25 protein-coding genes are annotated in these 26,727 nt (G+C 59.7%); 7 read left to right on the forward strand and 18 right to left on the reverse strand.

What is annotated here, in order from left to right:
* Positions 1–39 precede the first annotated feature (39 nt).
* From ACP7B1_RS20710 to ACP7B1_RS20735, 6 genes are all read right to left on the reverse strand, one after another.
* On the reverse strand, positions 40–792 hold the full coding sequence (locus tag ACP7B1_RS20710; RefSeq protein ID WP_223611584.1) for a F0F1 ATP synthase subunit A: 753 nt from the start codon (positions 790–792) through the stop codon (positions 40–42).
* A 35-nt stretch (positions 793–827) separates the two neighbouring features.
* Complete coding sequence (locus tag ACP7B1_RS20715; RefSeq protein ID WP_223611585.1) at positions 828–1,238, reverse strand: AtpZ/AtpI family protein; 411 nt, start codon at positions 1,236–1,238, stop codon at positions 828–830.
* A gap of 594 nt (positions 1,239–1,832) precedes the next feature.
* On the reverse strand, positions 1,833–2,948 hold the full coding sequence (locus ACP7B1_RS20720; RefSeq protein WP_223611586.1) for a cell wall hydrolase: 1,116 nt from the start codon (positions 2,946–2,948) through the stop codon (positions 1,833–1,835).
* A gap of 251 nt (positions 2,949–3,199) precedes the next feature.
* Complete coding sequence (gene der / locus ACP7B1_RS20725) at positions 3,200–4,672, reverse strand: ribosome biogenesis GTPase Der (RefSeq protein ID WP_223611587.1); 1,473 nt, start codon at positions 4,670–4,672, stop codon at positions 3,200–3,202.
* A 17-nt stretch (positions 4,673–4,689) separates the two neighbouring features.
* Complete coding sequence (locus tag ACP7B1_RS20730; protein WP_223611588.1) at positions 4,690–5,370, reverse strand: tetratricopeptide repeat protein; 681 nt, start codon at positions 5,368–5,370, stop codon at positions 4,690–4,692.
* A gap of 152 nt (positions 5,371–5,522) precedes the next feature.
* The gene (locus ACP7B1_RS20735; RefSeq protein ID WP_346308341.1) at positions 5,523–6,104 is read right to left on the reverse strand and encodes an NnrU family protein; all 582 of its coding nucleotides are present in this window, start codon (positions 6,102–6,104) and stop codon (positions 5,523–5,525) included.
* Between the two features lie 198 nt (positions 6,105–6,302).
* Between ACP7B1_RS20735 and ACP7B1_RS20740 the strand changes: the two genes are divergently transcribed.
* Positions 6,303–7,295, forward strand: coding sequence for a polysaccharide deacetylase family protein (locus ACP7B1_RS20740; protein ID WP_346308342.1), 993 nt, complete (start codon positions 6,303–6,305; stop codon positions 7,293–7,295).
* 21 nt (positions 7,296–7,316) lie between these two features.
* Here ACP7B1_RS20740 and sbmA read toward each other — a convergent pair whose 3' ends face one another.
* The 6 genes from sbmA to ACP7B1_RS20770 form a co-directional block, all read right to left on the reverse strand.
* Complete coding sequence (gene sbmA / locus ACP7B1_RS20745; protein WP_346308343.1) at positions 7,317–8,567, reverse strand: peptide antibiotic transporter SbmA; 1,251 nt, start codon at positions 8,565–8,567, stop codon at positions 7,317–7,319.
* A 107-nt stretch (positions 8,568–8,674) separates the two neighbouring features.
* Positions 8,675–9,826 (reverse strand): YbfB/YjiJ family MFS transporter, encoded by a 1,152-nt coding sequence (locus ACP7B1_RS20750; protein WP_346308344.1) that lies wholly within the window; start codon positions 9,824–9,826, stop codon positions 8,675–8,677.
* Positions 9,827–9,934: 108 nt separating this feature from the next.
* On the reverse strand, positions 9,935–10,525 hold the full coding sequence (locus ACP7B1_RS20755; RefSeq protein WP_223611593.1) for a class I SAM-dependent methyltransferase: 591 nt from the start codon (positions 10,523–10,525) through the stop codon (positions 9,935–9,937).
* A 134-nt stretch (positions 10,526–10,659) separates the two neighbouring features.
* The gene (locus ACP7B1_RS20760) at positions 10,660–12,030 is read right to left on the reverse strand and encodes a HAMP domain-containing sensor histidine kinase (RefSeq protein ID WP_346308345.1); all 1,371 of its coding nucleotides are present in this window, start codon (positions 12,028–12,030) and stop codon (positions 10,660–10,662) included.
* Positions 12,030–12,704, reverse strand: coding sequence for a response regulator transcription factor (locus tag ACP7B1_RS20765; protein WP_346308348.1), 675 nt, complete (start codon positions 12,702–12,704; stop codon positions 12,030–12,032). The genes ACP7B1_RS20760 and ACP7B1_RS20765 overlap by 1 nt, the downstream gene beginning before the upstream one ends.
* A 247-nt stretch (positions 12,705–12,951) precedes the next feature.
* Positions 12,952–13,404, reverse strand: a complete 453-nt coding sequence (locus tag ACP7B1_RS20770) for a MarR family winged helix-turn-helix transcriptional regulator (RefSeq protein ID WP_426137227.1) — start codon at positions 13,402–13,404, stop codon at positions 12,952–12,954.
* Between the two features lie 104 nt (positions 13,405–13,508).
* On the opposite strand from ACP7B1_RS20770, the gene ACP7B1_RS20775 reads away from it, so the two are divergent.
* Positions 13,509–14,435 (forward strand): cysteine synthase family protein, encoded by a 927-nt coding sequence (locus tag ACP7B1_RS20775; RefSeq protein WP_346308347.1) that lies wholly within the window; start codon positions 13,509–13,511, stop codon positions 14,433–14,435.
* Between the two features lie 24 nt (positions 14,436–14,459).
* On the opposite strand, the gene ACP7B1_RS20780 is transcribed toward ACP7B1_RS20775, so the two are convergent.
* Positions 14,460–15,050 (reverse strand): 2'-5' RNA ligase family protein, encoded by a 591-nt coding sequence (locus tag ACP7B1_RS20780; RefSeq protein WP_426137228.1) that lies wholly within the window; start codon positions 15,048–15,050, stop codon positions 14,460–14,462.
* A gap of 93 nt (positions 15,051–15,143) precedes the next feature.
* Positions 15,144–15,761 carry a TetR/AcrR family transcriptional regulator gene (locus tag ACP7B1_RS20785; protein WP_426137229.1) on the reverse strand — a complete coding sequence of 206 codons (618 nt, stop codon included), beginning with the start codon at positions 15,759–15,761 and terminating at the stop codon, positions 15,144–15,146.
* A 92-nt stretch (positions 15,762–15,853) separates the two neighbouring features.
* Between ACP7B1_RS20785 and ACP7B1_RS20790 the strand changes: the two genes are divergently transcribed.
* Entirely contained in the window at positions 15,854–16,471 is a 618-nt protein-coding gene (locus ACP7B1_RS20790) for an NAD(P)H-dependent oxidoreductase (protein WP_426137230.1), read from the forward strand.
* 9 nt (positions 16,472–16,480) lie between these two features.
* Here the strand turns inward: ACP7B1_RS20790 and ACP7B1_RS20795 are convergent, their stop codons facing one another.
* Positions 16,481–17,380: a LysR family transcriptional regulator gene (locus tag ACP7B1_RS20795; RefSeq protein ID WP_346307304.1), complete on the reverse strand. Its 900-nt coding sequence runs from the start codon at positions 17,378–17,380 to the stop codon at positions 16,481–16,483.
* 102 nt (positions 17,381–17,482) lie between these two features.
* Between ACP7B1_RS20795 and ACP7B1_RS20800 the strand changes: the two genes are divergently transcribed.
* A complete protein-coding gene (locus tag ACP7B1_RS20800) occupies positions 17,483–18,472 on the forward strand; it encodes a zinc-dependent alcohol dehydrogenase family protein (RefSeq protein WP_346307305.1) in 990 nt (329 codons plus the stop codon).
* Positions 18,473–18,490: 18 nt separating this feature from the next.
* Here the strand turns inward: ACP7B1_RS20800 and ACP7B1_RS20805 are convergent, their stop codons facing one another.
* The gene (locus ACP7B1_RS20805; protein WP_346307306.1) at positions 18,491–19,384 is read right to left on the reverse strand and encodes an SDR family oxidoreductase; all 894 of its coding nucleotides are present in this window, start codon (positions 19,382–19,384) and stop codon (positions 18,491–18,493) included.
* A gap of 123 nt (positions 19,385–19,507) precedes the next feature.
* Between ACP7B1_RS20805 and ACP7B1_RS20810 the strand changes: the two genes are divergently transcribed.
* A complete protein-coding gene (locus ACP7B1_RS20810) occupies positions 19,508–20,488 on the forward strand; it encodes an AraC family transcriptional regulator (RefSeq protein ID WP_346307307.1) in 981 nt (326 codons plus the stop codon).
* Here the strand turns inward: ACP7B1_RS20810 and ACP7B1_RS20815 are convergent.
* Positions 20,471–23,053, reverse strand: a complete 2,583-nt coding sequence (locus ACP7B1_RS20815) for an autotransporter domain-containing protein (RefSeq protein WP_346307308.1) — start codon at positions 23,051–23,053, stop codon at positions 20,471–20,473. The two genes, ACP7B1_RS20810 and ACP7B1_RS20815, sit on opposite strands and share 18 nt — an antisense overlap.
* 522 nt (positions 23,054–23,575) lie before the next feature.
* On the opposite strand from ACP7B1_RS20815, the gene ACP7B1_RS20820 reads away from it, so the two are divergent.
* Positions 23,576–24,193 carry a LysE family translocator gene (locus ACP7B1_RS20820; protein WP_346307333.1) on the forward strand — a complete coding sequence of 206 codons (618 nt, stop codon included), beginning with the start codon at positions 23,576–23,578 and terminating at the stop codon, positions 24,191–24,193.
* A 22-nt stretch (positions 24,194–24,215) separates the two neighbouring features.
* Here ACP7B1_RS20820 and ACP7B1_RS20825 read toward each other — a convergent pair whose 3' ends face one another.
* Positions 24,216–24,878, reverse strand: coding sequence for a response regulator transcription factor (locus ACP7B1_RS20825; RefSeq protein WP_346307309.1), 663 nt, complete (start codon positions 24,876–24,878; stop codon positions 24,216–24,218).
* A 220-nt stretch (positions 24,879–25,098) separates the two neighbouring features.
* On the opposite strand from ACP7B1_RS20825, the gene ACP7B1_RS20830 reads away from it, so the two are divergent.
* The gene (locus tag ACP7B1_RS20830) at positions 25,099–26,724 is read left to right on the forward strand and encodes a hybrid sensor histidine kinase/response regulator (RefSeq protein ID WP_346307334.1); all 1,626 of its coding nucleotides are present in this window, start codon (positions 25,099–25,101) and stop codon (positions 26,722–26,724) included.
* Positions 26,725–26,727: the final 3 nt, after the last annotated feature.

Genomic DNA, 26,727 nt, shown 5'->3' on the forward strand with positions numbered 1-26,727 from the left:
CGATTGCGTTTGGCGGAGCCCCGCCGGCGAAGTTCGTTCTCAGTGACCGCCAGGATGCACTGCGTCATTCAGGTACATGCATGTCAGCACGGTGAAGACGTAGGCCTGCAGGAAAGCCACCAGGAATTCGAGACCGGTCAAAGCGACCGTCATGGCGAGCGGCAGAATCGCGCCGCCAATACCGGCAGCTCCGAGCGCACTCAGCGACACCACGAAACCAGCAAACACTTTCAGCGTGATGTGGCCAGCAAGCATGTTGGCGAAAAGACGAACTGAAAGGCTGATCGGGCGGGAAAGGAAAGAAATGATTTCAATTGGCACCACGAGAAGCAGCAGCGGCGCCGGAACACCGGACGGCACAAAAACACCAAGGAATTTGAAGCCGTGCTTGGCGAAACCATAAACGAGAACCGTACCGATCACGAGGATCGCAAGCGCGAATGTCACGATGATCTGGCTGGTAATCGTATAGAAATACGGGAACATACCGAGCATATTCGCGACAAGCACGAACATGAAGAGCGAGAAGACAAACGGGAAGAATTTCATTCCCGAGGTTCCGGCCGAATCACGCAGCGTTGAAGCCACGAACTCATAGGCCATCTCGGAAACCGACTGCAAACGGGTCGGGATAAGGCCACGATTGGAAGAAGTCAGGTAGAGAAACGCCGAAGCAACCGCAACCGTCGCCACCATGAAGGCGGACGAATTGGTGAAGGACAGGTCAATTCCACCGACATCAATGGGAATCCATCGTGCAATCTGGAATTGATGGATCGGATCGTTGGCCACGCTAACCTCGTCTATATCGTTCCATGCCCGCAGGCTTATTCCGGTTTCTCACGGTCATCGCTCTTGTCGAGCTCAAATCCGCGGTTCTCCGCCACACGTCCCGCGGAGCGCAGGATGTTCAGCGTTCCGGCACAAAAACCCAGAAGGAGCAGAATGATCAGCCCCCAGGGTGAAGTGCCCAAAAATCGGTCAGCTAACCAGCCCAACCCCGCACCAACCAGAACGCCAGCGATAAATTCGCTCGACAGTTTCATGGCCTGCGCGACACCGGAGGCGGTCCCCGTCCCCTCGTCTTTCGAACCGGTCTTCCCGCCTACGCCCTTTGAAGCCAGTTTTGCTTCCAGATCGCGGCGGCGACTTTCCAGTTCATCCGAAGTCAGCGGCTTTCCGGCATCCGGCGTATTACCGACAGAACCTGACTGATCGGGCTTGTTTCCCGTGGCCAATGGCATGTCCTTTACACGCTGAATGCGAGGCTTCACCCCCGCTTCGAAGTCGCGCGCAACATATTGTTACGATCCGCGCTAGTCAAGGCGCAGAAGCAGGAGTCTCAAGGGTAATTTTCGCGGGAAATTTCAATACCTTAGGTAAATATGACTTTATGTCTCACCTCTGAGGGCAAAAATCGCGCGCGAATCCTGTGGACGACACCCCCATTCGAGGGCGCTTGAGGGCTGGGGCAATGCAACTTTTCAATCGCCGATTCCGCCCCCGGCGCAACCCAGCGTTTCTTGCGGCACAAAGCGAACCAAACAATAAATAACGCTCGTGACGTTTTGAGAGTGAAGCAGAAAGCACCGAGCCAACCGGTGTATCGGGACGATGGGCCTCCCGACCACAGCAATGGCCTTGCTCTCAAACTTGGAGGTGATCTGTGTGGAAACTGCCACTTAGCATCACCCTGATATTGAAAAGAACCCGGACCAGTTGGTCGCTGACAATCCGGGTTCAATTCACATAATCAGGAAGGAGGGGCGGGCGAAAGCCTGTCCCTCACTCCAAGAACAATATAGCAGTTTTCGCTCAGCTTCCAAGAGCCATCAAATCCAACCACCGCCATAGGTGCGGTAGAAAACGTGCTGGCCGATCTTGTCGACGCGTTTCATGGTGTGCGCCCAGTTGGGCCGGACATAGACGGCGTGATAGTGGGTGGCCGAGCCGACCTCCGGCAGGAAGATGCGCCCTGACGTAACAGCCATCGCGATCTCCTGCGCCATTTTCCAGTATTTCGGCTCCGTCACGACCAGCTTGCGTCCTTCACAGGCGAACGAGAACTGACAGCGGTTGATCCAGTCGTCGTTCTGGTAGACGACCCCGCAAATGGTCTTCGGATAGGCAGGGTTGCGGACGCGGTTGAGAATGACCTGCGCAACGGCGGCCTGTCCCTTCAGGCTTTCGCTTCTCGCCTCAAAGTAAATGCCCGTCGCCAGGCATTTCTGTTCTTCCTTGGTGAAAACGACCGGCGGCAGCGGCGATGCCAGCCACGCATGATCGCCGGCTCCCAGCTGCGGGACAAATCGCCCGGGCTGTTTCGGCTCATTGAGAATGTTGTCGAAAGGCGAGGTTTTCGCGTAATCAGGCTCAGCCGGCGCATAACCCAATGCCAGGACATCCGGCGTGTTGTTGGTGATCAGGCTGGCCAGCATGGGCGAGACCTGCGGATCGGCCTTGGCCGGTGCGCGATTATGAAATGCCAGGGCGATCTGGATTTCCTTGCCGGCGATCTTCGGCTTGGCAAAAGCCATTTCGACTTCGACGCCATGGGTCGGGCGGATCAGCATGCTCGATCGCTGGAGGATGGAACCTGCACTGAACGCCTTGGGCGGCGCCTTCTTGCTGATGGTAACGATGCGGCCCTGCTTCTCGGCCCGGTTGATGCGATCTTCATCGGGTGTCGCGCCGGGTGATTTCCCGGTGCCGTTGACAACGATCGGACCGATGCCCGGCACGTCGATGCCGCTGGCGGGAACACTCGATGTGATGGCCTTGTCATCGACAAGGGACATGTTGGCTTTCTGGATGGAGCCGGCGGGTGATTTTTCCAGATAGGCTGTCCAGCGGCCCTTGCCGGATTCGGCACCCGACAGCATGCTGGCCATATCCTGATAGGCGACGATCGTGGGCGAGAACAGATAGATGGCCGTGCCGATAATCACCGGACCGATAAAATTCCTGTTTGTCCGATTCTTTCGCAGGGGCTTCAATGCCCTAGAAAACTCAGAGAAACGCACGCCGATACCCCACTCACAACCGAACAATACTGGTTGCAAAAATGAAGCATTAACCTTGATGGAGAGTTAACAGCCCTCGCAAAAGAGCGTAGCCGGTTGGTTTCACGGCCCATGCAAATGCAAACCGCCCCCGTGCAAAAACACGAGGGCGGCAGGATTTGTAGTAGAGCGATGTCTTAGCGCTTCTTTTTTGCCCGTCCGGCAAACGGATTGTCCGACGTGCGCAGGACCAGCCGCAGCGGAACACCCGGCATATCGAACGTCTCGCGCAGTCCGTTTGTCAGATAGCGCACATAGGAGGTCGGGAACGCTTCCGGCCGCGAGCAGGAGATGACAAAGCCCGGCGGGCGGGTTTTGACCTGCGTGATGTATTTGATTTTGAGGCGGCGGCCGGCGACGGCGGGCGGCGGGTGATGCGTCGTCACACCTTCCATCCAGCGGTTCAGGCGACCGGTGGAAATACGGCGGTTCCATACCTCGTCCGTCGAGGCAACGGCGGCCATCAGCTTGTCGATGCCCTGGTTGCGCTCACCCGAGATCGGGACGGCGCGGATACCGCGAATCTGCGGCAGCAGCCGTTCAGTTTTCTCACGCAGGTCCGCCAGCACCATCTGGCGGTTTTCGACCAGATCCCATTTGTTGAAGGCGATGATCGGCGCGCGGCCCTCGCGGATGATCAGATCGGCGATCTGCAAATCCTGCTTTTCGAAGGGGATCGTCGCATCAAGCACGATAATGACGACCTCGGCAAACCGAATGGCCCGCAGCGCATCGCCCACGGACAATTTTTCGAGCTTACCCTGAACACGGGATTTGCGGCGCAGCCCTGCGGTGTCGAACAGCTTGATCTTGCGGCCGTTCCACTCCCAGTCGACGGAAATGGAATCGCGCGTGATCCCCGCTTCCGGTCCGGTCAGCAGCCGATCCTCACCGAGCATCGTGTTGACCAGCGTCGATTTACCGGCATTCGGGCGCCCGACGATGGCGATGCGGAGCGGCTTGCTGGAATCATAGGCCGGGATGTCTTCGGCATCCGGATCGTCGATGTCGTCGCCGATCAGATCGTCCTTCGGCCCGGCAACGGCGGGAATGGTGACGGCAACCGCGTCGCTCTCGGGATCTTTCGTCTCATACTCATCCGGGAAAACGCGCTCTTCTCCCAGTATTTCGACGATCGCGTCGCGCAGATCAGGAAAGCCCTGCCCGTGCTCGGCCGAAATAGGGCAAGGTTCGCCCAGCCCCAGCTGATAGGAATCGTACATGCCGGATTCGGCACCGCGCGCCTCGGCCTTGTTGGCAACCAGAATAACCGGCTTGCCGGAACGGCGGACGAGGTCGGCGAAGGTTACGTCGGTGGGCGTGATACCGGCCTTGGCATCGACAAGGAACAGGATGAGATCAGCCTCCCCGATGGCCAGTTCCGTCTGGGCACGCATGCGGCCTTCCAGCGAATCGCTGGGGACCTCCTCGAGACCTGCGGTATCGATGACATCGAACTTCAGATCGTAGAGTTTGGCGGCATGGACACGGCGGTCGCGCGTAACGCCCGGCAGATCATCCACCAAAGCGATCTTGCGGCCGACAAGCCGGTTGAAGAGGGTGGACTTACCGACATTCGGACGGCCGATAATGGCGAGGGTGAAACTCAAAGACTCAAATTCCTGTGTTAACCGGCAGCAGCAGCGGGTGCTGCGCCAGTGCTGCGAAGCATGTCGAGCATCGTGTCGGCAAACTGGCGGATATTGGCGGGAGCGGCCTGATCATCGGAAATCTGCTTGAACAGCTTTTCCGCATCACCGCCGCGACCAGCTTTCCATGCGGCAAGGCCAAGGGCCTCACGCGCGGAATGGCGCATCGGATTGCCGTCGGACGAAAGAGATTCGACGCGTTTGGCAACATCGTCGTAGGAGCCCGTGTCGAGAAGCAGCAGGGCAGCGCGCAGTTTTGCCAGATCCCGGAGGGATTGGGGAACAGAGGCATCCGCCGCAACTTCGTCAAACGCAGCCACTGCGGCCGCCGGGTCACCCTTTTGCGCTTGCACGCCGGCAGCGCGCATGCGTGCCAGCACGGGATAAGCGCCGTAACCGGTCTTTTCCAGTTCACCCAGCGTCTTCAACGCTTCATCATTCTTGCCGTCCCGGACAAGATTGAGCGCAGCCAGAAACTGGTCGCCGGACTTCGACGCCTGCTTTTCGGTCCAGTATTCATAGAAGGCGAAAACACCCGTGCCGACGACAAGGGCCACGGCAGCGCCAATCAGCAGGCCGCCAAAGCGCTTCCAAAACGCCCGCATCTTGTCGGAGCGGAGTTCCTCATTTACCTCACGGAAAAAGCCGTCGTCAGTCATAGTGCCTCATTGATGCCCTTGGGGCCTGCGATGAAATGAATTGCAGATGCGCGAAGCAGCCCTCGCCACTCCGCGCACACAGTTAGAGCGCTTTTAGTCGGAAAATCCTCGGGATGTAAGGGCCAAGTGAAAAATAGCCCTGAGCCGACGGTTTAAACTGGTGATACCCCAATCAGCCAGGCATGCAGTTTCCAGACAAACAGGGCATAGAGCACCACACCAGCAACAATGGCCATGATATCGTTGGAAACCGGTCCGGGCACAATCACCGTGCGCATCAGGCCCGCCCGCTCCTGCCGCTTGATGGAAATGCGGTCGACCACGGCCCAGGCCAGAAATGACAGAAACAGGACGAGCGAGGCCAGATCGCCATTGGCCATGAGATGCGCCAGCGCCCAGATTTTGACGGCAATCAGCGTGGGATGCTTGAGAATGGGCTTCAGCTTTCCCGGCTTGAAATTCGAAATCATCAGCGAGATGAACGAAAACAGCATCAGAAGCAGAGTGATGTGCTTCAGCCAGACCGGCGGCTCATAAATGAACAGCGAATAAGGCCGCGCCAGCACATATCCCCAGATGATAAGTATTAAACCCAGGAAGGAAATGACGGAGTAGAAACCCTTCCACTTGTTCTCGCCCCATGCGGCGATCTTGTCGAGACGCCATTGCGGCGCAACGATGCGGACCGAGTGAATTCCCAAAAAGACAACAATACCCAGAATCAGCACCAGCATGACCTGTTCCCCCGTTTGCGGGGAGAGTACAGCGGCTTCAGAACAGTTCCAAGACAGGTGCTTGCGGTGGATCGACGCGTCCGATCATCGCCACAATTCCCCTGTAGCGAGAATCGCTCCTCCCATTGATAGCGTCGTATCAGCATTATGCGTTTGATTTCTTGTGCCCTTGCCGCGTCCCTTGCCCTCACGGCATGCATGCCCGCTTTTGCCAGCGAAGGCACGCAACTGCGCGGTTCCCTTGGCAGCAAGCCGCAATATGTGCTGATCTCCTTCGACAATTCCGGCAGCAATGCCCTGTGGGAGCGCAGCCGGGCGCTTGCCGAGCGCTCCAATGCTAAATTCACCTACTTTCTCTCCTGTGTCTTTCTGATCGACCGCGCTGACCGCAAATCCTATCAGGCCCCTGGCGAATCCAATGGCCGCTCCAATATCGGTTATGCCGCATCGAAGGATGACATTGCCAAACGGCTGGACAATATCTGGCGGGCGCGCAATGAGGGCAATGAGATTGCCAGCCACGCCTGCGGCCACTTTGATGGACGCACCTGGTCGAAGGCGGACTGGATCAGGGAATTCACCGCCTACAAGCAGGTGCTGCGCACGGCCTGGGCAAAATATGGCAGCGATCCCGAGCCGGAGGGTTGGAAAACCTTTGTCGACACGGAAGTGCGCGGCTTCCGGGCTCCATATCTCTCCGCCAGCCCTGCCCTGCTGTCGGCATTGAAAGACATGGGGTACGCCTTTGACGCCAGCAGCGTTTCCAAGGGTCCGGCTCTGCCGATCCATGCGGGCGGGCTATATCAGTTTGCGCTGCCCACCATCAGCGAAGGCCCGGAACACCGCCCGGTGGTGGCGATGGACTACAACATGTTCGTGCGCCACTCCGGCGGCTTCGAGCGGGCGGATCACCTCAACGAATTTGAAAACCGCGCCTATGACGCGTTCAAGGGTGCCTTTGACCGCCAGTATAGGGGTGAGCGCATTCCCTTCCAGATCGGCATCCATTTTACGCTGATGAACGGCGACGCCTATTGGCGGGCGCTGGAACGCTTCACATCCGACGTCTGCACGCAGCCTGACGTGCGTTGCACGACCTATAGCGATTATCTCAAACAGACCGGCGCCGAAGCGCCGTCCGCCGTCGCGCCGGCGATCAACCGGAGGAAGGTAACGGACAGCGGCATCTGACCGCCGCCCGTCACTGCATTCTTAGCGTTCAGTCCCTGTTTCCAGATAAAGCTGATCGATGGATGGCAGAGGCTCGCCCTCCAATGTAGCCTCGAAGGCTTTCAAGCGCTTCTGGATCGAAAGCAGTTCGATGACTGTCGTCCACGAATTGACCAGAAATTGGAAAGAGTTCGTCACATTCGAGAAGGCTGACAAGATCTGCTGGAAGATACCCAGGGTAATCGTGCCGGCTGCCAATGTCGGAACAAGCAGGAAAAGGCCAAAGACATTGTCGGCCTGCAGATAGACGTAGCGGAAGACGTTGAAGTAGACGTAGTGGAAATACAAGCGGAAGTAATTCTTCCGGACGTTTGCAAAGAGCTCCTTTACGGCAAGCGGCTGGGCACGATCTCCATGATCTTCACCATAAACAAGTTCCTTTCGGTAGGCCGCTTCAACTCTCTGATTGCGAAACTGCAAACCCGGAAGCTTTACACCGACCATTGCGAGCAAGCCGGTTCCGAAGATTGCCCAAGCAATGGCCGCGAAAACCAGCGGATGCGGTATGACACCGACAACTGGCAAGGCGACGATATGGCTGGAGAGCTGTGCGAGCAAGGGCAGGAACGCTATCAGTGTCATGGCCGACTGTATGAAGGTGATACCCAGACCTTCAACAATCGATGCAAAACGCATCGTGTCTTCCTGAACGCGCTGTGCGGCACCCTCAATATGCCGAAGCCTTTCCCAATGTTCCATATAGTAGCTGTTCATGGCCGTTCGCCATCTGAAGACGTAGTGGCTTGTAAAGAAAAGCGTTGCGACCGCTACCGCAATTGCCACGCAGGCGATCACCGCGAATGTGATAACGCCGGCATAAAGATCCGGGGCAGCAACAACATTTTTACCGCCCATTGCCTTTTGAACCATGTCAAAGAACGAGCCGCGCCAGTTGTTCAAGACAACATCGACCTGAACGGAAAAATAGGACGAAAACAGGATAAGAGCAGACCCCAGAATTGACCAATTCTGCCACGGGTGAGGCGAATACCACGCCCAGAACGCATAAAAAATACCAATGAATACAGCAAAATAAACATAGACCCAAAGATAGGGCTTTGTGAAAAAGACCGTGATGCCAACGATGGGAGGTACCGCCGGGTCAGCGGGAGCCAATCCCACGTAGGAACCAAATTGTTGACCTCCGGCATACCAGAGCAGAACTGCGGCCAAGGCCCACAGAAGCGCCGAGATGAAAAACAACTTCGGCTTGGGAAAAAATGAGACAAACACGGCAGATGGACCCTCGCATAAACACACAAATCAGGGTTGATTTGAAGTGAGCCTACCACCACGAATAGGGCAAAGGTCGTACAGCAGCAATTAAATTGCTGTAATATTCACCGTCTGGAAAGAAACGCAAAGGCCGCCCCGACGAACAGGCTGGCGGCGGCGGCAAGGGTCGCGATGGTGAAATTGCCGGTGATATTGGCGAGATAGCCGCCGACGAGCGGCCCGATGATCTGGCCGATGCCGAAGGCCGCCGTCATGACGGCCATGACCCGGCGCGGCGACTGCGGCAGAATGGCCCGCCCCGCCTGAAAGCCGGCTGCGGTGATCACGATGAAGGTCAGCCCCAAGAGCACGCCTCCGAGAAGTGGCCCCACGGGAGGCGGCAGGACCACACTGGCGGCCACACCCACGGCCTGCACCAGCATGCCGAGCGCCACGACGGCAAACGGGCCGACCTGGCGCAGCAGCGGCCCCCACAACCAGACGGACAGGGCAGCGCTCACACCGGTGACGAACCAGACCAGCGCTTCCATGGACGCGCCGCCATGGCTGGTGCGCACGATGGCAATGATGAATGTGGCGGTGATGATGTAGCCGAAGCCGAAAATGCCATAGGCAATGTTGATCTTGAGGAAGGCGGGCGTCCAGCGCACCGGCGGTTCCTTGATGTGGGTTCCGCCACGAACCGGCCCTTCGCGCAGCAGCCATAGCACGGCAAACAGCCCGAGGATGGAGAGGATAGCCGCACCGACCCAATCCTGACGCCAGCCGTAGCCGCTTGCGGCGCTTGCCGCCACCAGCACGGAGGAGAGTGCAATGCCGGCACCGACGCCGCCGAAATGCAGTGCCTGCAAACCCGGCCGGTTGGCCGCAGCGAGATGACTGAAGACGATGGTTGCAGCAAGCACCAGCATGAACGCGCTGGCCATGCCGGCCAGGAACCGCAGGATCGAGAAGACGATGATGCCGTCGCTGAGGCTCATGGCGAGACACAGTGCCGCACTGGCGGCAAGGGAGGCCAGAACCACGGCGCGCTCTATGCCTGACGCCCAGCTGTAACCCGCAATGATCGCACCGAGGAGATAGCCGACATAATTGGCCGAAGCGATGATTCCGGCATCACCCGGCGACAGGCCGAGGTCGGTCATCATGGCCGGCAGGATCGGCGTGAAAATGAAACGGCCGATACCCATTGCGACTGCCATCGTGACAAATCCGCCAAGGGCGTAACGAACGGGAGAAGAGGCTGGTGGGGTCATGCCGCGGACATTATCGCTGCGATGCAGCATGACAAGACAATAAAATTGATCGACCGATGACGATTGGTGATCGTTCGGGTCACCCACCACCTGTGCGCCGGACGGGGATCAGATGGCGACAGGTGTGGTGACGCCCCTGCGGGTGATCCTGTAGACCGCCGCAGGCGGCAGATTGCGGAATGCCCGGCCAATGCAGACGGCCTCCAGCTGCAATTGATCCAGCACCGGTTTTGGCACCGGGCAGCGGAAGCCGTAGGTGAACTGGTAATAGGCGCCTTCCGGCCGCAGATTGCTGAATGCGCCGCCGAGAATTGCCGCCACCTTTTCCTGCGTCATGCTGAGAAGCGGCAGGCCGCTGACAACGGCACCGGCAGGCTGAATGTCGAAGAACTCGTGCAGGTCGAGCTGGGCCGCGTCCATCTGCAGGATGCGCATGCCGGGAAAGCGCGCCTGCAAAAGCCGCGCAAATTCGGCACCGTATTCAATCAGGGTGAGGTCCTTGGGGCGAACACCGCGGGCAAGCAGCGCATCGGTGAACACGCCGGTACCCGGTCCCAATTCAAGCACGGGACCCGAGGCCGGGGTGATTTCGCTGGTGATCAATCTTGCAAGGGCCGCTCCCGAAGGGGCAATCGCACTGACGCGAAACGGATCGGTCAGCAGTGCCCGCACGAAAGTCCAAACACTTCCCGTCGTCATAAAAATCAAGCTCCAACGTTCTTAAGGCAGCACCTGTATGGCGCGCCAATATTGAGGGAAGATTGCGTGCACCTTCTGCGGCAACGATACCCACAGCAAAATGGCTTAAACAGGACTGAATTATTGACTGAATGTTACGATATTATAGATGCGGCAGCAAACTTCATGGTGAAACAGGCGCCGCCGCCAGATGCCTCTGTTACCACAACCTGCCCCCGATGCAATTGCACGATTTCCTGGACGAGGTTGAGGCCCAGACCGACGCCGCGATCCCGCGCGTGCAGACGCCGGAAAGGCTCGAAGATGGCACTGCGCTGATCGGGCGGCACGCCCGCCCCCTCGTCTTCCACCACGACGGCCGCATCCGGCTTCACCCGGATGGTGATGGTGCCCTTGCGTCCGCCGTGCTGGATGGCATTTTGCACAAGGTTGATCATGGCCCGTTCCAGCGCCGCCTGATCGCCCCGCACGGCAACACGCGCGATTTCGGGTTCGAACGACATGGCATAACCCGCCGCGATGGCAAGCGGCGCGAGATCGGCTGCCACCCGCCGTCCGACGGCGACAAGATCAACGGCGGCAAATTGCATTCCGTTCTGGCTCAGGCGTTGCAGATCCAGCAATTGTTCGGCGAGAATGCCAAGACGGGCGACATCCTCCAGCAGACGCCCGTTGGTCGGGCTGGCCGGGAGCGATTCCAGGCGGGTCTGCAGAATGGCGATCGGTGTGCGCAATTCATGGGCTGCATCCAGCAGAAACCGTTTGTGCCGTTCATAACCGTCGTCGAGACGGCCGAGCGCGCTGTTGACAGCCGTCACCAGCGGCGTGACCTCCTGCGGCACATCATCCAGCGGTAAGCGCGTTCCCCGCTCGTCAATATTGATCTTTTCAGCCTGGTTCGCCACATGCCCCAGGCCCCTATGGGCCCTGCGCACGACAAATGGCGTTACCACGAGCGTCGCCAGCGCCATCACAAGGATGAGCGGGACGATGATGGTTGCGAGAACCGTACCGAGCGCCGAGAGATAGAAGCCGAAGGGGACTGCACTTCCGGGTCCGGCAAGGATCTGGACCACGCCGGCGGTGGTCGTCACGCGTTTGAACCGGGCGTTGGAACGGGGCGGATCACCGAGATTCCAGCCAAATCGCGCCTGTCCCACGGCGCTCAAGGCATCGCCGATGCGCGCATATTCCGGCGGGACCTCGCCCTCCGACAAGGTCTGTCCCTGCACATCGCGCGCCACAAACCAAAAACTCGGGCTTGTCGCCCGCTCGCGCGCCAGTGCGGGTGTTTCGCGCAGGACGAGAGCGCCATTGGCACTGCGCCCGATGGAATCGCGCACGGCGTTGATCGTCGTATCTTCAGGATCGATCGACCCGAGAAATCCGGTGTACCAGAGCGCACAGAGCACCAGCACCACAAACAGCGTCAGCATGACCGCCTGCAGAACGACAAGGCGGCTGACGAGCCGCCATTTCAATGAATGCGGCCTTGCCTGCGCCATCAGGAGAGGCGCTTCAACAGGTAGCCGACGCCGCGAATGGCGTGAATTTCAACGCCGGCGCCGGATTCCGTCAGCTTGCGGCGCAGCCGGGAAACATGGGTGTCGAGGGCGTTCGACTGGATTTCATCGTCAATGCCGTAGACTGCTTCTTCCAGCGAAGAACGCAACACCGTGCGCCCCATGCGCCGCAACAGCGTTTCCAACACCAGAAGTTCGCGGCGCGGCAGGTCGAACCGGTTGGCGCCGATGCTGGCTTCGCGGTTGATCAGGTCAAAGGACAGGTTGCCGACATTCAGCGGTTCCGAGGGCATGTTGAGGGGCCTGCGCAGCACTGCGCGCAGCCGCGCCAGCAGTTCTTCCACGGCAAAGGGCTTGGCAAGATAATCGTCCGCCCCCTTGTCGAGACCGGTGACACGGTCCGCCAATTCACCGCGCGCCGTCAGCACGATGACCGGAACGCCCTCACCTTTTGCCCGCAGACGCGGCACGATGGTCAGACCATCGCCGTCCGGCAACTGCCGGTCCAGCAGAATGGCAGCATAGGCGTTAAGCGACACGGCCTCCTCGGCGTGGGCGAGCGAGCCCACGTGATCAACGACCATGTCGTAATTCTTGAGCGCCTCCCCAAGGGCAGCGGCCATTTCAGGCTCGTCTTCCACCAGCAAAATACGCACCATTCAGGACCAGTCATGCACAGGGTTAAAACATGGCGACACAAGGAATTTGGACATCGGCCGTTGCTTTGGCAAAATAGTACCGTTCGGGCCACCATGGCGGGGCCCGTTCCCATTTCATACGCCGCAATCGCTGTGCCCTGCCCGCACTCTTCATTCGCCGCAACACAATTAGGCCACTCACATTGCACCAAGGTTGCGCCCTGCAACATCCGGGCAACTGCGCGCCGGGCAGGCTTTTCCCGCCTCAGAGCGCCTCGCTTTGATCCGCCAGCTGGCGAACCATATCCGTCGGCACGACTTGCGCGAGCCTGGCCTGCGCTTCCCGCCACACGGGTATTGCTGCTTCGAGACGGCGCGCGCCTGTTTCCGTCAGCCACACCGCACGGCGACGCAGGTCGGTTTCCACCAGGGTGATTTCGATCAGCTGTTCGCGCTCAAGCGTGCGCAAGTTGCGCGACAGGGTGGATTGCTCCAGCCCGCTGCGCTGGGCCAGCGCACCCAGCGTATCATCGGTCAGGGCAGCAATCTGCGCCATCAGGCCAAGCTGCGCCGCGCTAAGGCCAAGATCCGCCAATTCGCGATCCAGAAAAGCCGTGATGCGGCGCGCCGCCAGCCGGCTGTTCCAGCCCGCGCAATTCTCAACCAGCGCGCCGGCGTCGGTCCGCAAGGTTTTTTTCGGTTGTTTTGCCAAGGTCATGGATATATGCATATACATAATATGTATCTACATGGAAACCGGTTTTTGCGTACCCACCCCGCCCCCGAACCGGTTAATGCAGTTTGACGCGGAGTATCGAGACCATGCGCGCCTTGCAACGAACGATCCTTGACACCATCGGCAACACATCGCTACTGGCCCTGCGGACCATCCGTCCCGCCAACGGCGCCTGCATCCTCGTGAAGCTTGAAAGCGAAAACCCCACCGGCAGCATGAAGGACCGTATGGCGCTTGCCATGATCGAGGCGGCGGAGGCGGATGGGCGGCTAGCCGCCAGCGGATCCGTGGTGGAATATACCGGCGGCAGCACCGGCGTTTCCCTGTCGCTCGTCTGCGCTGTCAAAGGCTATCCCCTGCAAATCGTCACCTCGGACGCCTTTGCCCGGGAAAAACTTGACCACATGGCAATTCTTGGCGCCACGCTGCACATCGTGCCAAGCGACAGTGGGCGTATGACGGAAAGGCTGACACGCGACATGATCGAAGCGGCGCGTATCATCGCGCAGCAAACCCCCGGCAGTTTCTGGACCGACCAGATGAACAACCGGGATCAGCTGGCGGCCTATCACGCCATGGCTGCCGAACTCTGGGACCAGACAAACCGACGCATCGACGGCTTTGTGCAAAGTGTCGGCACCGCAGCGTCCCTCAGAGGGACCGGCGAGGCCTTGCGCCGGTACAATGACCAGATCCGCATTGTTGCGGTGGAGCCGGCGGAATCGCCCGTCCTGTCCGGCGGCAAGACCGGCGCGCACAGAATTGACGGGATTGGCGCGGGCTATGTCGTACCGCTCTGGCAGGACGACATAGCCGACGGGATCGAACAGGTGTCGACGGAGGAAGCCATTGCCATGGCTAAGCGGCTGGCCCGCGAAGAAGGACTGTTTGCCGGAACCTCCACCGGAGCCAATGTGGTTGCGGCGCTGCGGCTGGCCGATACGCTTGCCCCAGGTGCAACCGTCGTCACCGTCATGTGCGACACCGGCATGAAATATCTGAGCAGGAAATAGGAATGCGGAGCGCAACGGAGCGCGTCAATGCAGCGTCCAGCGCTGCAGTATCTCGTATTCGGAGAGCCCCCGCTTGCTGTGGATCAAGACAAAATCCCTGACGACAAAGCGGATCGGCTCGATCGGCTGTTCGCTGATCGTTCTGGAATTGTAGAGAAGCGTCAAATGCGGGGTGAATGCGCCGCGTTGTCCGGGCAGGCCATTGCGCATGAGGCAGGCGCCGAGAATGGTGTGCAGCCGGGTCAACCCCTCGCCCTCGCCGATCAGCACCAGCGGCTTGCGATCCGGTTTTCCGCCTTCAAAACTCCGCGCCGAATGAAGCGTTACTTCAAATGGCGGCATCGATACGGCAGCTCCAGCCCGCTCGACCGCGAAAAGGATAGGGCTGGGCAGACGCGGGTAATCCCCCAGATGGTACAGCGAAATATGAAAACGGCAAAGTCCGATCAGGCTCTTTCGCGTCAAACGATGATCTTTGATCAAGCCGGTCCTGCAGGCATCGACAATCTCCTGCACATCGGCATTGAGCATGATACCGAAGAAAAGCCGCTCCTGCAAAGCAGGCCGTTTCGGCCGGTTTTGCCAGTTATCGCCCAGATTCAGTTCGCCCTGCATGGCCGGCCTCCCGAAATGCAACCGCATTTCCGATCGGACACACTAGAACAAAAAGAGAACAATCCGCAAGTATTTTTGCGAATGCTCGTCTGGTCACCCGTTCCTGGCAACCATGGCAATGATGGTTTCGAACAGTTCGCGCTCCGCCTGCGCAGCGGTGATGTCGCCCGTTGCGGCGGCATAGGACAACGCTTCGGCGGCACCGAGCATCGCCCACAAGCCCGCCGAAGCAATGGTCCCCGCACCGGCAAACGGTGCGAGCATCACCCGGCACTTCTCAATGAAGACGCCGTTATATTCGCGCTTGATCTTCTCCAGTTCGGGAGATCCGGCAAGCGCTGCGATCACACCGGGAATTTCGCGCCCCTGCACAAGCACGCAGTCCACATAGGACGAGGCGATGACCGCAGCCCTCTCTGCCAGCGCCGGTTTGCTCGCGGCGAGCGCCGCGTCCATCAGCATTGTCTGGCGGGCATCGAAGTCCCGGTAAAGCGCTGCCAGCAAACCGGCGCGCGTGCCGAAATGATCATAGACCACCGGCTTCGTCACCTCAGCCTTTTCGGCAAGCCAGCCGAGCGTCAAGGCTTCTGTCCCCTCCTCACGGACAATCCGCCAGGCGACATCCAGGAGCTGGCGGAAGCGGTCCTCCCGCGTCAGCCGCCGGCGCGGACGGACAGCCGCCGTTTCATCCTTCGTTCGCATGCTTGACATCGCTATATACCAAAAGTAACTTGCAGATTATAACTTACCAAAAGTATATAACATCAGCCCGCCATCTGCAATCCGTTGACAGGAGTTTTGTCATGCACGCCCTCATCGTTGTCGCACATCCCGAACCCGCATCCCTCACCCACGGCATTGCCGCACAGATCGCGGAGGGGTTGTCCCTGTCGGCTTCCGGCAATTCCCACGAAATCGCCGACATCGCGGCCGAAGGGTTCGATCCGCGCTTCTCCGCCGCCGATCTTGCCGTTCACCGCACCCGGGCGGCACCGCCCGCCGATGTCGCCGCCGAACAGGCGCGGATCGACCGTGCCGATGCTGTGGTGCTGGTCTTTCCCGTCTACTGGTGGTCGATGCCGGGACTGCTCAAGGGATGGATCGACCGCGTCTTTTCCAATGGCTGGGCTTTCGACTTCAACCTGGACGGCGGCCTGGAAAAGAAGCTCCGCCACCTCAAAGTGCATCTCATCGGCGTCGGAGGCGCCGATGCGCGAACCTATACCCGGCGTGGTTACTTCGATGCCATGAAGACGCAGATCGATCACGGCATCTTCGATTATTGCGGTGCCTGTGTCGTCACGTCGGAGCTGCTGCTCGATTCGGAAACGCAGGATCCGGCAATACACCTCGACAGGGCGCGAACCATCGGCAGCAGGCTGTTTGAAGCATCGCTGCAATGCGGGATGCAGGCAGCCTGAGGGCGCCGTTCACCCCATCAGCCGGGGCAAAGCGGCGGCGAGTGCGTCCACGGCCAGGCGGACCCGCAGCGGCAAATGCGGCACCGGCAGCCACAACGCATAGGCGTCGTAGAGATAATCCGGCTGATCCAGCAGCAATTGCACAAGTGTTCCCGCGGCAATCCGGTCGCGGATGAGCCAGGACGGCAGCCAGGCCAGCCCCATGCCAGCCATGGCAGCGTCGGCTATGGCGTCGAGGTCATCCAGCCGCACGCGATTGACCGGCATCGCCTCTGCCGGCGGCTGGTCGCCGCGCGGGAACAGCCATGGGCGGATGCGGCCCGACCGGCGATACATGATGGCCTGGTGCCCGGCAAGGTCGTCAACCACCCGTGGTTCGCCATGCTTCGCGATATAGGCGGGCGCGGCGCAGATAACCATATGCTGGCGGGCGATCCGCCGCGCAATCACGCCGCCCCTGTCGTCGGGAGTGCCGGTCCGGATGGCAAGGTCATATTCGTCCTCGGCGAGATCGACGAAGCGGTCGCTCAGCGACAGGTCAAGTTCCAGCATGGGATATTGCCGGGCGAGCCCGAGCAATACCGGGGTGACGCAGTGCCGGCCGAAATGCGCGGGCATCGTCACGCGCAGGCGGCCGCGCGGTTCGGACAGCTGATCATCCGCGAGCGCATCCGCGGCCTCCGCTTCGGCCAGTATCACCCGGCACCGTTCATAATAGGCACGCCCGAAATCGGTCAGGTTCTGGCGGCGTGTCGTGCGGTTGATCAGGCGTACGCCCAGCCGCTCTTCCAGAAACCGGACATGTTTGCCGACCATCGGGCCGGACAGGCCAAGCGCGTCCGCAGCCGCGGCAAAGGAGCCGAGATCAACGGCCCTGACAAACACGGCCATGCTGGCGAGGCGATCCATATTCGAAACTCCTGGTTTCTACAGAACTTCATTATGCGCCATTTATCCGCATTTCTCCTGCTGGCATAGCCTATTCAGTTCAAATGGTTTGGAGTTATGACTATGGCACGTGTTGTTCGTTTCCATGAATTCGGCGGTCCCGAGGTATTGCGCATCGAGAACGTCGAGATTCCCCAGCCCGGCCCGGGCGAGGTTCAAATCCGCGTCAAGGCCCTGGGGCTGAACCGCGCCGAAGCGCTTCTGCGTACCGGCACCTACATCGAGACACCGGTTTTGCCGTCCGGCCTTGGCCTTGAAGCAGCGGGCATCGTCGAATCGGTTGGCGAAGGCGTCGAGAACTTTGCGCCGGGTGATAGGGTCAGCGTCATACCGCCCAAATCGATGGTGCGCTGGCCCGCCTATGGCGAGCTGGTGACCTTCCCCGCCGGATCGGTTGTCAAACACCCGCAATGGCTCAGCTGGGAAAAGGCGGCGGCGCTGTGGATGCCTTACCTGACCGCTTACGGCGCGCTGATCGACATCGCCAAGCTGCACCGGGGAGATTTCGTCGTCATCACCGCGGCCTCAAGCAGCGTGGGACTTGCGGGGATCCAGATTGCCAACAGGGTTGGCGCGACGGCCATTGCCGTGACGCGCACCTCCGGCAAGAAACAGGAGCTGCTGGCTTTCGGCGCCGCCCATGTCATTGCCGCCGCCGAGGAAGACCTGGAGACGCGGCTAAAGGACATCACCGGGCCCGACGATGTGCGCGTGGTGCTCGACCCCATCGGCGGTCCGATATTCGGCCCGCTGACCGCCGCCATGGCACCGGGCGGCATCCTCGTGGAATATGGCGGCTTGAGCCCGGAACCGACACCCTTTCCGCTGTTTACCGTCCTGAGCAAGTCCCTGACACTGCGCGGCTATCTCGTGCACGAGATCATCGGTGACCCAGCACGGCTGGAAGCGGCCAAGGCTTTCATCCTGGATGGGCTGGCATCCGGTGCCCTGCAGCCGGTCATCGCCAGAACCTTCCCGTTCGACCAGATCGTCGATGCGCATCGCTTTCTGGAATCGAACGAGCAGTTCGGCAAGATCGTCGTGACGGTTTGAGCGAACAGGGCTGCTCCCTCATGTTTCGAAATAGCGCAGCCGGTCGAGATCGGACATCAGCCCAGGCTGGTTCGGCTGCCAGTTCAACAGTTCGCGGGTGCGCGTGCTCACGGCATGCGCATTCATACCGGCAAAGGTGGCGAACCAGCCGAAATGTTCGGCCGCCGCCTCGGGGGGCTTGGCCACCACAGGCACGTTCAGCCGGCGGCCGATCAGCGTGGCGATGTCCTTGAACAGCACGCCTTCCTCGGCAACCGCGTGATAACGGTCGCCGCCGGTCCCCCGTTCAAGGGCAAGCCTGTAGACGGAAGCCGCATCCAGCCGGTGCACCGCGGGCCAGCGGTTGAGTCCTTCGCCGACATAGGCTGACACGCCCTTTTCGCGCGCGAGGTTGATGAGGTGCGGTACGAAGCCATGGTCGCCGTCACCATGAACGGACGCAGGAAGACGGACCACTGACGCGCGCACGCCATCGTCTGCCAGCGCCGCAGCGGTTGCTTCCGAAACGCGGGGCACAGCCGCGGAAGCCGGGTCGGGCAGGTCTTCTTCCGTCGCCGGGCGATCCCGTCCCAAATGCGCCATTCCCGTGGTGACAAGCAAGGGGCGATCCGAGCCTTTGAGGACAGCGCCAAGCGTCTCGATGGCGCGGCGGTCCATCTCGCAGTTCTGCGCGAATTTCGAGAAATCATGATTGAACGCCGTATGGATCACTCCATCTGCGGCGGCGGCGCCATCGCGCAGGCTTGGCAGATCGTCGAGATCGCCGCGATGCGCCTGCGCGCCGAGGGCGGCAAGCGATTTGGCCGCCGCGTCCGTGCGGACAAGGCCAAGCACCTGATGGCCCGCCTTGACGAGTTCCTCCACGACGGCAGAGCCGACAAAGCCTGTGGCACCGGTAACGAAGACACGCATTCCACTTCTCCATTTTAAAATGAATTGACCGCAATCACGGCCGTTGTGGAGAAGATAGGCGGTTGGAGAAATACGATCTATGCTGTAAAGTCTGCATTATCTTCGCAATCGTCCGGAATGACCATGGACCCGCTCTCAGACGTCCTGTCCCTGCTTAAACCGCATAATTATATGTCCGCCGGCTTCGATGCCGGGGGCGAATGGTCGATCCAGTTTCCGGAAAGCCGGGACAGCATCAAATGCGGCGCCGTGGTTTCCGGTCAATGCTGGCTGTCCGTGGAGGGCGTTGCCGATGCCGTGCACCTCGGCACGGGCGACTGCTTCCTGTTGCCGTACGGCCGGCCGTTTCGCTTGGCCAGCGATCTGACGTTGTCGTCAGTCGAGGCTGTCACGGTTTTTTCCGCTGCGCGCAATGGCGGCATCGCCGTGCATAAAGGCGGCGGCGATTGCTTTGTTGTCAGCAGCCGTTTTGCCCTGACCGGCAACCATGCCAACGTGCTGTTGGGAATGCTGCCGCCGATCGTGCACATCCGCAAAGACGCGGATCAGTCCGTGCTGCGCTGGCCCGTGGAACTGATGATGCGGGAGTTGCGCGAGCGGCAGCCCGGCGGCTTTCTCCTGGTGCAGCACCTCGCCCATATGATGCTGATCGAGGCGCTGCGATTGCATCTGGCCGGAGGATTGCAAGGCGGCGTCGGCTGGCTGTTTGCTCTGGCGGACAGGCAGATGGGCGCTGCAATCAACGCCATGCATGAGAATCCGGCGCGCCACTGGACGTTGCAGACACTGGCGGAACGGGCCGGCATGTCGCGCTCAACCTTTGCACTCAAATTCAAGCAGACCGTCGGAAAGTCCCCCATGGAATATCTGACGCGCTGGCGGATGCTGGTGGCGGGAGACAGGCTGGAGAATTCAAGCGATCCCGTGTCCGCCATTGCCCTGTCGCTCGGTTACGACTCGGAAAGCGCCTTCAGCACGGCCTTCAAGCGGGTCATGGGCTGTTCGCCGCGCCAATACGGCCATAGCGGGAGGACCGCCTTGTCATCGGAGAGCCCCCTCGCATCGCCCCTCGTGCGGCGTGCCCTTTCAGAATCTCCAGCTTAGATCACCGCGCACCCCATGCGCCTGCACCGCCGACGACATCTGGCCGGTATAGGAAACACCCAGCGTGACAGTCTTCGTCACCGCGTAATCCAATCCGGCTTCAGCAATGAGAGCATCCCGCGCAATCGGCGAACCTTCGACTGGGAACGGCGACCCTCCGGCCAAGGCGAATGTTGTATCCGGAGCAACGTCGCCAAAGGCATGCTGCCACCCGAGCATTCCCCTTGCCGCCAGCTTGGCCGTGTCACCGACGGGAATATCCGTCCGGGCGCGTAGGCCCAGCGTTGCATAGACGTTGTCATCAACGTCGCCGTGGGATTTGAGCCCTGCAGTCCCGCTTTCCCCGATGCCATCGGTATGAAGGTTTGCATAGGCGAGACCTGCGAATGGCTCCAATGCCACACGATTGTAATCGAAGGCATAGCCTGCCTCGCCGAAAACCTGCACCGTTCTCGCGGCGTAATCGGCAGCGGATGCACCAAATGCCGTGGAACGGCTTGTTTCCACCGTGTGCCACGTGTGGGCAGCGCCAAAACGCAAGGCCAACGCATCCATCTGCGTACTGGCATAGGCAGCGATCGTATAGCTGTCGACGGACGCCGAGGACGCGCGTGCCGGAGCGTCAAGCGAACTGCTGCCATATCCTCCGGCAAAGCCTGCACGCCATGACTGCCCGAATTCGCCGTCAGCCCCCATATAGAATCCACCCGAGGAGCGCTCGAGCTTCGCAGCATTCGCATTGCCCGACAGGTGTCCCCATGAACCGTAGGCCTGTCCCCAGACCGCCGAGGAGGCATCGGGTGCGGCGGGAATTTGACCACCCGGACCGTAGGCCAGAAGAGGCATCGACGAAAACGGAGCAGCCCCCGATGCCGCGCGCAGACGCGCGGAGATGACATCCCGGGCAAACCGGCTTTCGTCGAGCAGTGCCGATTTGACGCTCGAATGGATTTCACCGGAGAGCGAGTCGAATATTGTCCGCGCATCGTGGGCATTCGACCCGATAATCAGGTCGTAGATGGATGCGGCGGGATTGCCTGTCCCGGCAGTGCCGGACAGCACCAGCCCGCCGAGACTTTCCACACCGGCACCCACCGATCTCTGGTTCTTTGTCGTGCCAATATCGGCAAAAGCCGTCTTGTTCCGCAAAACGTTCAGGTAGACATTGGTGGCATCGTAGCCGAGTGTCAGGTCGAGGAAGGCGTAGTCAGCCTGCACACGGCTAAACGTTCCGGTGAGCCCGCCCGAAGCAAGGATCGTGTATCGGGCATCACCGCGAAACGTGCCCGGATTGAGGAAAGCATCAACTGTGCCACCGTCAAGCTGCGCCGTGCCCGTCACGTCGACACGGCTGGTACCCTCGGCTGCGCCGATCTTGACCCGCATGCTGGCATCGGCGGATTGGTGATAGTTGCCATCAATTGTCAGCGTTCCGCCGGCGCCGCCCCAGCCGCCATAGACGATGCCCTGATTGTCGACATTCCCGTAAATGATGCCGTCTCCGGAAAGGGCTCCGCCACGGCCTACCAGCGTATCGGATGCGATACTGCCTGCCAGCGCCAGAGTACCGCCATCAATCCGGGTTTTTCCGGCATAGGTGCTGTCGCCAAACATCAACAGCGTTCCATCGCCTGATTTGACCAAGCCTCCTGCGCCGGTAATGTCGTTGAACCATCGGCTCTGACCACCGTCAAATTTGACGTTGAAATCGCCCCAATCAAATTTCCCCGGCCCGAGCACGGCACGACCGGCATCGAGAAGTCCGTATCCGTAGACATCATCGACGCCGGGAGCACCAATGTCGAAGGCGGTTCCAAGCAGGACCTGCCTGACCTGATCCATCGTCATGTAGGGGAACATCTGTTTGACCAGGGCTGCGGCACCGGCAACGTGCGGCGCCGCAAAGGAGGTTCCGTTGATCTCCTGATACCCGCCTCGTCCGTCCACGGTAATGACGGAATAAGCGGGCGCTGTCAGACACCAGTTTTTGGCAACGCCGCACTGATTGCCATATTCATAATCATAACCGGTCACCGCCAGCCAACCACGTTCCAGCTCCGGAATGAGATAGGGCAACCCAGCGTTAATGGAGGGCTGGCTGCGACTGTCGTTGCCGGTTCCCCAGATAAGCAAGGTGTCGTTGGCTACGGCGTGCCTGTACGCGGCGATTTCGGCTTTGTACGCCGACGAGATGACATCCGGCGGATAATCAGTGATCGCCACTTCTGAGCCGTAGCTGTTGTTGATGATATGGACGTTACGGGAAACCAAAGCATAAATTCCAGCAACGGCGGCATCTGCCTTGACCATATCGTCACCGGCATCGACATTGACGGCAACAATGGTGGCCCCCGGGGCAACACCATGCATTCCCTTGCCATCCCTGTTTGCGGCAATCACACCTGCGACAGCAGAACCGTGCGTGACCGCGTTAGAGTCGATATACCAGGGCTTGTCGGGCTGGACGGTGATACCCTCATCATAGCGTCCGGCAAATTCGGGGTGATCCCTGGCCAAGCCTGAATCGATAACGCCAACCTTGACGCCGCTGCCGTCCACGCCCATGGCATAAGCATAATTCGCGTAGATATAATCGAGCCAAAACTGAGTCTTATATTCAGGTGTCCGCCACGTCTCTGGATCGGTGGGGTCGCCTGCCGTTTGCGCGAACGCTGTCCCGCAAAAGCATACGCTTAAAAGCAACACGGCGACGTGCTGCCGGCACTTGTTGGCAAGTTTCATGGTCGTTTCCCCCAACCCCACCGTGCCCCCCCTGGGAACGACAGCACAACTTCTAATTGTTGGAGGGATATAGTCCAACGATTCGATCAGCCATACGGCATTTGCCGTATTTCGTGCCATACGGAGGACGACGAAGCTTCCCGCGCCTTCTGCTGCAGACTGTTAACCCTGTCGTTCTGTTCCGGCGCCCGTGCTGTCGAAGTACGACGAGTGCCGTATGTTCCCTGTGCATTTCCGGGCGTAATTGTCCCTCCGCATGATGTCGTTGCTTGGTTCGATCCATGTCGCAATCGCCCAAAGTCGCTCCAGATAATGAGAGCGGTCCCATCTGCTGGAGGAATAATGATGTTGCCGCTCGAACAACTGATGCCGTTTGTCCTGGCAACATTGCTCTTTGCCTGCATGCCGGGGCCAGCGATTCTCTACATGACCGCCCAGACGCTGACCCATGGAACCAGTGCCGGGCTGAAGGCTGCCTGCGGTATTCACCTCGGCTGTTACGTGCACATTGCCGCGACGGCGCTGGGCTTGGCAGCACTCCTTCACAGCGCACCACTGCTTTACACGGTGATCAAGTTTGCTGGCGCCGCCTATCTCGTCTGGCTGGGCATCACCATGTTCATGGGCGGAAAAGGCGGGCACAAAGACACCGTTTCCGCGGGTCCCGGTGTTTTTCGCGACAGTGTCGTCGTTGAGGTCCTCAACCCGAAGACGGCATTATTCTTCCTGACATTTCTGCCGCAGTTTATCGACACCAATCTGAGTGCTCCGGTCTGGCTGCAGTTTCTGCTGCTTGGCATGATCGTCAATCTCGCCTTTTCAGCGGCGGACGTTGCGGCTGTCGGCATTGCCTCGGTCACGCTTGGCCGTATGACGAAGGCCGGATCAGGATGGATTGTTCCAAAGGTCTGCGGATCCATTCTGATTGGTCTGGGCGTCACATTGGCAACCAAGAATATCTGACGGGACACGATCTTGCCGGCGTTCAGCCGGCGGACAGTCCAAGACGGATGGCATAGGCCGTCAGTTCGGCTCCACTGTGCAGATTGAGTTTACGCATGAGGTTTTCGCGATGTTTGCGTGCCGTGAGCGGACTGATCCCCAGACGCTCGGCAATATCACGTGTGGAGATGCCGTGAGGAATAAGGGTCAGGATTTGCTGCTCGCGCCGCGTCAGTTCGACGGGAGACGCAATAGCAGGTTTGGGCTCATGGAAGCCATCTTGCTTGCCGTGCTGGTCGACGGCAAAGCGCACTTCTTCGGCAACATAGGGTTCGCCGCACCGCATGGCCTCGATGGCGGCCAGAAATTCTGTCGCGTCGCCGCTTTTCGTCAAATAGCCGTTCGCGCCGGCATCAAAGGCGGCGCGAACAGAACGCGGTTCCAGATTTGCCGTCACAATCAGAATCTTCAGCTCGGGCCAGGCCGCACGCACGTTCCTGATGAACTGGAATCCGTTCACGCCCGGCATGCCAAGGTCAAGAATGAGAAGATCGGCGGCCGTTTCCCGGAGCAGGCGGTCGACCGTGTCGCCATCCGCCGCTTCGCCGGCAACCGTCACGCCGTCGATGGTCGAAAGCAGGAGCTTGAGCCCTTCACGCACAAGAGCATGATCGTCAGCAAGGATGACACGCGAAAACTCGAGCATAAGGCGTACCTTCTTGTTAAAAAACCAACGGCGTGCATCATGCTCGCATTCCCGAGCCAGAGTTAAAACAGCAATGAGAATTGATCAACATTTACAGCCTCATCTTATCGATCTTTTATACCGACAATCTTACGCAGTATTATTTGCCAACTTCATTATTCCTCTTCCGGTTTTGTATGTTCTCTGGAATTTTGTACAAAGCGAGCTTCTTTTGTCGTGGGTGGGGGCGATCTACTGCCTGACAATCGCCCGTGTCCTGACATCAAGACGCTATTTCGGGCGCCCCAAATCCGAGGCGGAACAATCCGGCACGGTTTTATCGTCCTGGGCCTGGCGTTTCACGATCCTGTCGTGGGCATCGAGCGCATTGTGGGGTTTGCTTGGCTGGTTCGGTTTTTTATCGGCGGAGCCGCAAATGCAGGCTTTCACCACCATCGTACTCACCGGCCTTGTATGCGGCGCCATTCCATCACTGTCCGCATTTCCACCGGCCTATGCGGGTTCGCTGGTTGCCATGCTGTTGCCTATGGCAATCCGCGCGCTGACGGCGGAAGCAGCAATCAATGACGTTTATCTGGTGTTTGTTGTTTGCCTTGCCGGTGTCAATCTTTACTACAGCCGCGTGTCGTACAAATCGATGGTCGAGACCGTTCTGCTGCGTTTCGAGAACGTGACACTCATTACCCAATTGAAGGAAGAGCGGGACAAGGCCCGGGCAGCCGATCGCGCCAAGTCGCGTTTTCTGGCGGCGGCAAGCCATGACCTGCGCCAGCCCCTGCACGCGCTCAGCCTTTTCAATTCGACGCTGGCCACGCTGGGCGAACGGGGCGACGTCCGCGGTGCAGACGCACGCACGCTGGCGAAGCGGGTAAAATCGATCACGGGAAACCTCAGCGGCTTGCTGAATGCATTGCTCGACATGTCGCGCCTGGACGCCGGCATCGTCACAAGCGCAAAAGAATCCGTTTCACTGTCGCGCTTGTTCGATGATCTGCATGACGAATTCAGCGGAACCGCCCGGGAGCGCAACCTCGAATGGCGTCTGGTTGATCGCGATCTCTGGGTCTACACCGACCCGATGATGCTGCGGCGTATCCTGGCAAACCTTCTCACCAACGCATTCAACTACACCGACCACGGGAAAATTCTCCTGGGTTGCCGCAAGCGCGGTTCAAATGTCGAGATACAGGTGCTCGATACCGGTATCGGCATTCCTCCCGACCAGCAGGAAACGGTGTTCGACGAATTCCACCAGTTGAACAATCCGGCGCGGGATCGCGACAAGGGGCTGGGCCTTGGTCTGGCAATCGTCCGCCGCACGGCGCAATTGCTCGGTCATCCCTTGAGGCTCGTGTCGCGGGAGGGCCGCGGTTCGATGTTCTCGATCCTTGTTCCGCTGACGTTGCGCCCACCGGCGTCTCTCCCCGCGCGGCAGGCTGCACTTTCCGGCTCTCTCTGCATCATGGTGGTCGACGATGAACCGGATGTTCTCGACGCCATCACTCAACTGCTGACGGTCCTGGGGCATAGGGTTTACGCGGACAAGTCCGCGGCGGCTGTGATACGGCTCCACGCTTCGGCACCGGAACGGACGCCGGTGGATTTGATCATCGCCGATTACAGACTGGCGGCCGGAACAACCGGATTGGAGGCAATTGCAGACCTGTTCAACCATCTGAGCTATACGGTTCCGGCGTTCCTGCTGACAGGCGATACATCCCCGTCCGTCTTGAAACAGATAGCCGAAAGCGGCCTGCAAATGCTCAACAAACCCGTCGATGGCGACGCTCTTCAGGCCGCTATCGACAAAGCCGTGCACCGGAACATGCCGCAGAGCCTTTCCTGAGCA

It is taken from the genome of Phyllobacterium sp. SL163 (assembly GCF_049896885.1).
Classification (GTDB): domain Bacteria; phylum Pseudomonadota; class Alphaproteobacteria; order Rhizobiales; family Rhizobiaceae; genus Phyllobacterium; species Phyllobacterium calauticae.

Excerpts from the sequence above, each read along its gene's own strand:
- ACP7B1_RS20730 (WP_223611588.1), bottom strand. The coding sequence starts at position 5,370 with ATGACTGACGACGGCTTTTTCCGTGAGGTAAATGAGGAACTCCGCTCC.
- ACP7B1_RS20735 (WP_346308341.1), bottom strand. The coding sequence starts at position 6,104 with ATGCTGGTGCTGATTCTGGGTATTGTTGTCTTTTTGGGAATTCACTCG.
- ACP7B1_RS20740 (WP_346308342.1), top strand. The coding sequence starts at position 6,303 with ATGCCCGCTTTTGCCAGCGAAGGCACGCAACTGCGCGGTTCCCTTGGC.
- ACP7B1_RS20750 (WP_346308344.1), bottom strand. The coding sequence starts at position 9,826 with ATGACCCCACCAGCCTCTTCTCCCGTTCGTTACGCCCTTGGCGGATTT.
- ACP7B1_RS20755 (WP_223611593.1), bottom strand. The coding sequence starts at position 10,525 with ATGACGACGGGAAGTGTTTGGACTTTCGTGCGGGCACTGCTGACCGAT.
- ACP7B1_RS20760 (WP_346308345.1), bottom strand. The coding sequence starts at position 12,030 with ATGGCGCAGGCAAGGCCGCATTCATTGAAATGGCGGCTCGTCAGCCGC.
- ACP7B1_RS20770 (WP_426137227.1), bottom strand. The coding sequence starts at position 13,404 with ATGACCTTGGCAAAACAACCGAAAAAAACCTTGCGGACCGACGCCGGC.
- ACP7B1_RS20775 (WP_346308347.1), top strand. The coding sequence starts at position 13,509 with ATGCGCGCCTTGCAACGAACGATCCTTGACACCATCGGCAACACATCG.
- ACP7B1_RS20780 (WP_426137228.1), bottom strand. The coding sequence starts at position 15,050 with ATGCAGGGCGAACTGAATCTGGGCGATAACTGGCAAAACCGGCCGAAA.
- ACP7B1_RS20785 (WP_426137229.1), bottom strand. The coding sequence starts at position 15,761 with ATGTCAAGCATGCGAACGAAGGATGAAACGGCGGCTGTCCGTCCGCGC.
- ACP7B1_RS20790 (WP_426137230.1), top strand. The coding sequence starts at position 15,854 with ATGCACGCCCTCATCGTTGTCGCACATCCCGAACCCGCATCCCTCACC.
- ACP7B1_RS20795 (WP_346307304.1), bottom strand. The coding sequence starts at position 17,380 with ATGGATCGCCTCGCCAGCATGGCCGTGTTTGTCAGGGCCGTTGATCTC.
- ACP7B1_RS20800 (WP_346307305.1), top strand. The coding sequence starts at position 17,483 with ATGGCACGTGTTGTTCGTTTCCATGAATTCGGCGGTCCCGAGGTATTG.
- ACP7B1_RS20805 (WP_346307306.1), bottom strand. The coding sequence starts at position 19,384 with ATGCGTGTCTTCGTTACCGGTGCCACAGGCTTTGTCGGCTCTGCCGTC.
- ACP7B1_RS20810 (WP_346307307.1), top strand. The coding sequence starts at position 19,508 with ATGGACCCGCTCTCAGACGTCCTGTCCCTGCTTAAACCGCATAATTAT.
- ACP7B1_RS20815 (WP_346307308.1), bottom strand. The coding sequence starts at position 23,053 with ATGGGCGTGGACGGCAGCGGCGTCAAGGTTGGCGTTATCGATTCAGGC.
- ACP7B1_RS20820 (WP_346307333.1), top strand. The coding sequence starts at position 23,576 with ATGTTGCCGCTCGAACAACTGATGCCGTTTGTCCTGGCAACATTGCTC.
- ACP7B1_RS20825 (WP_346307309.1), bottom strand. The coding sequence starts at position 24,878 with ATGCTCGAGTTTTCGCGTGTCATCCTTGCTGACGATCATGCTCTTGTG.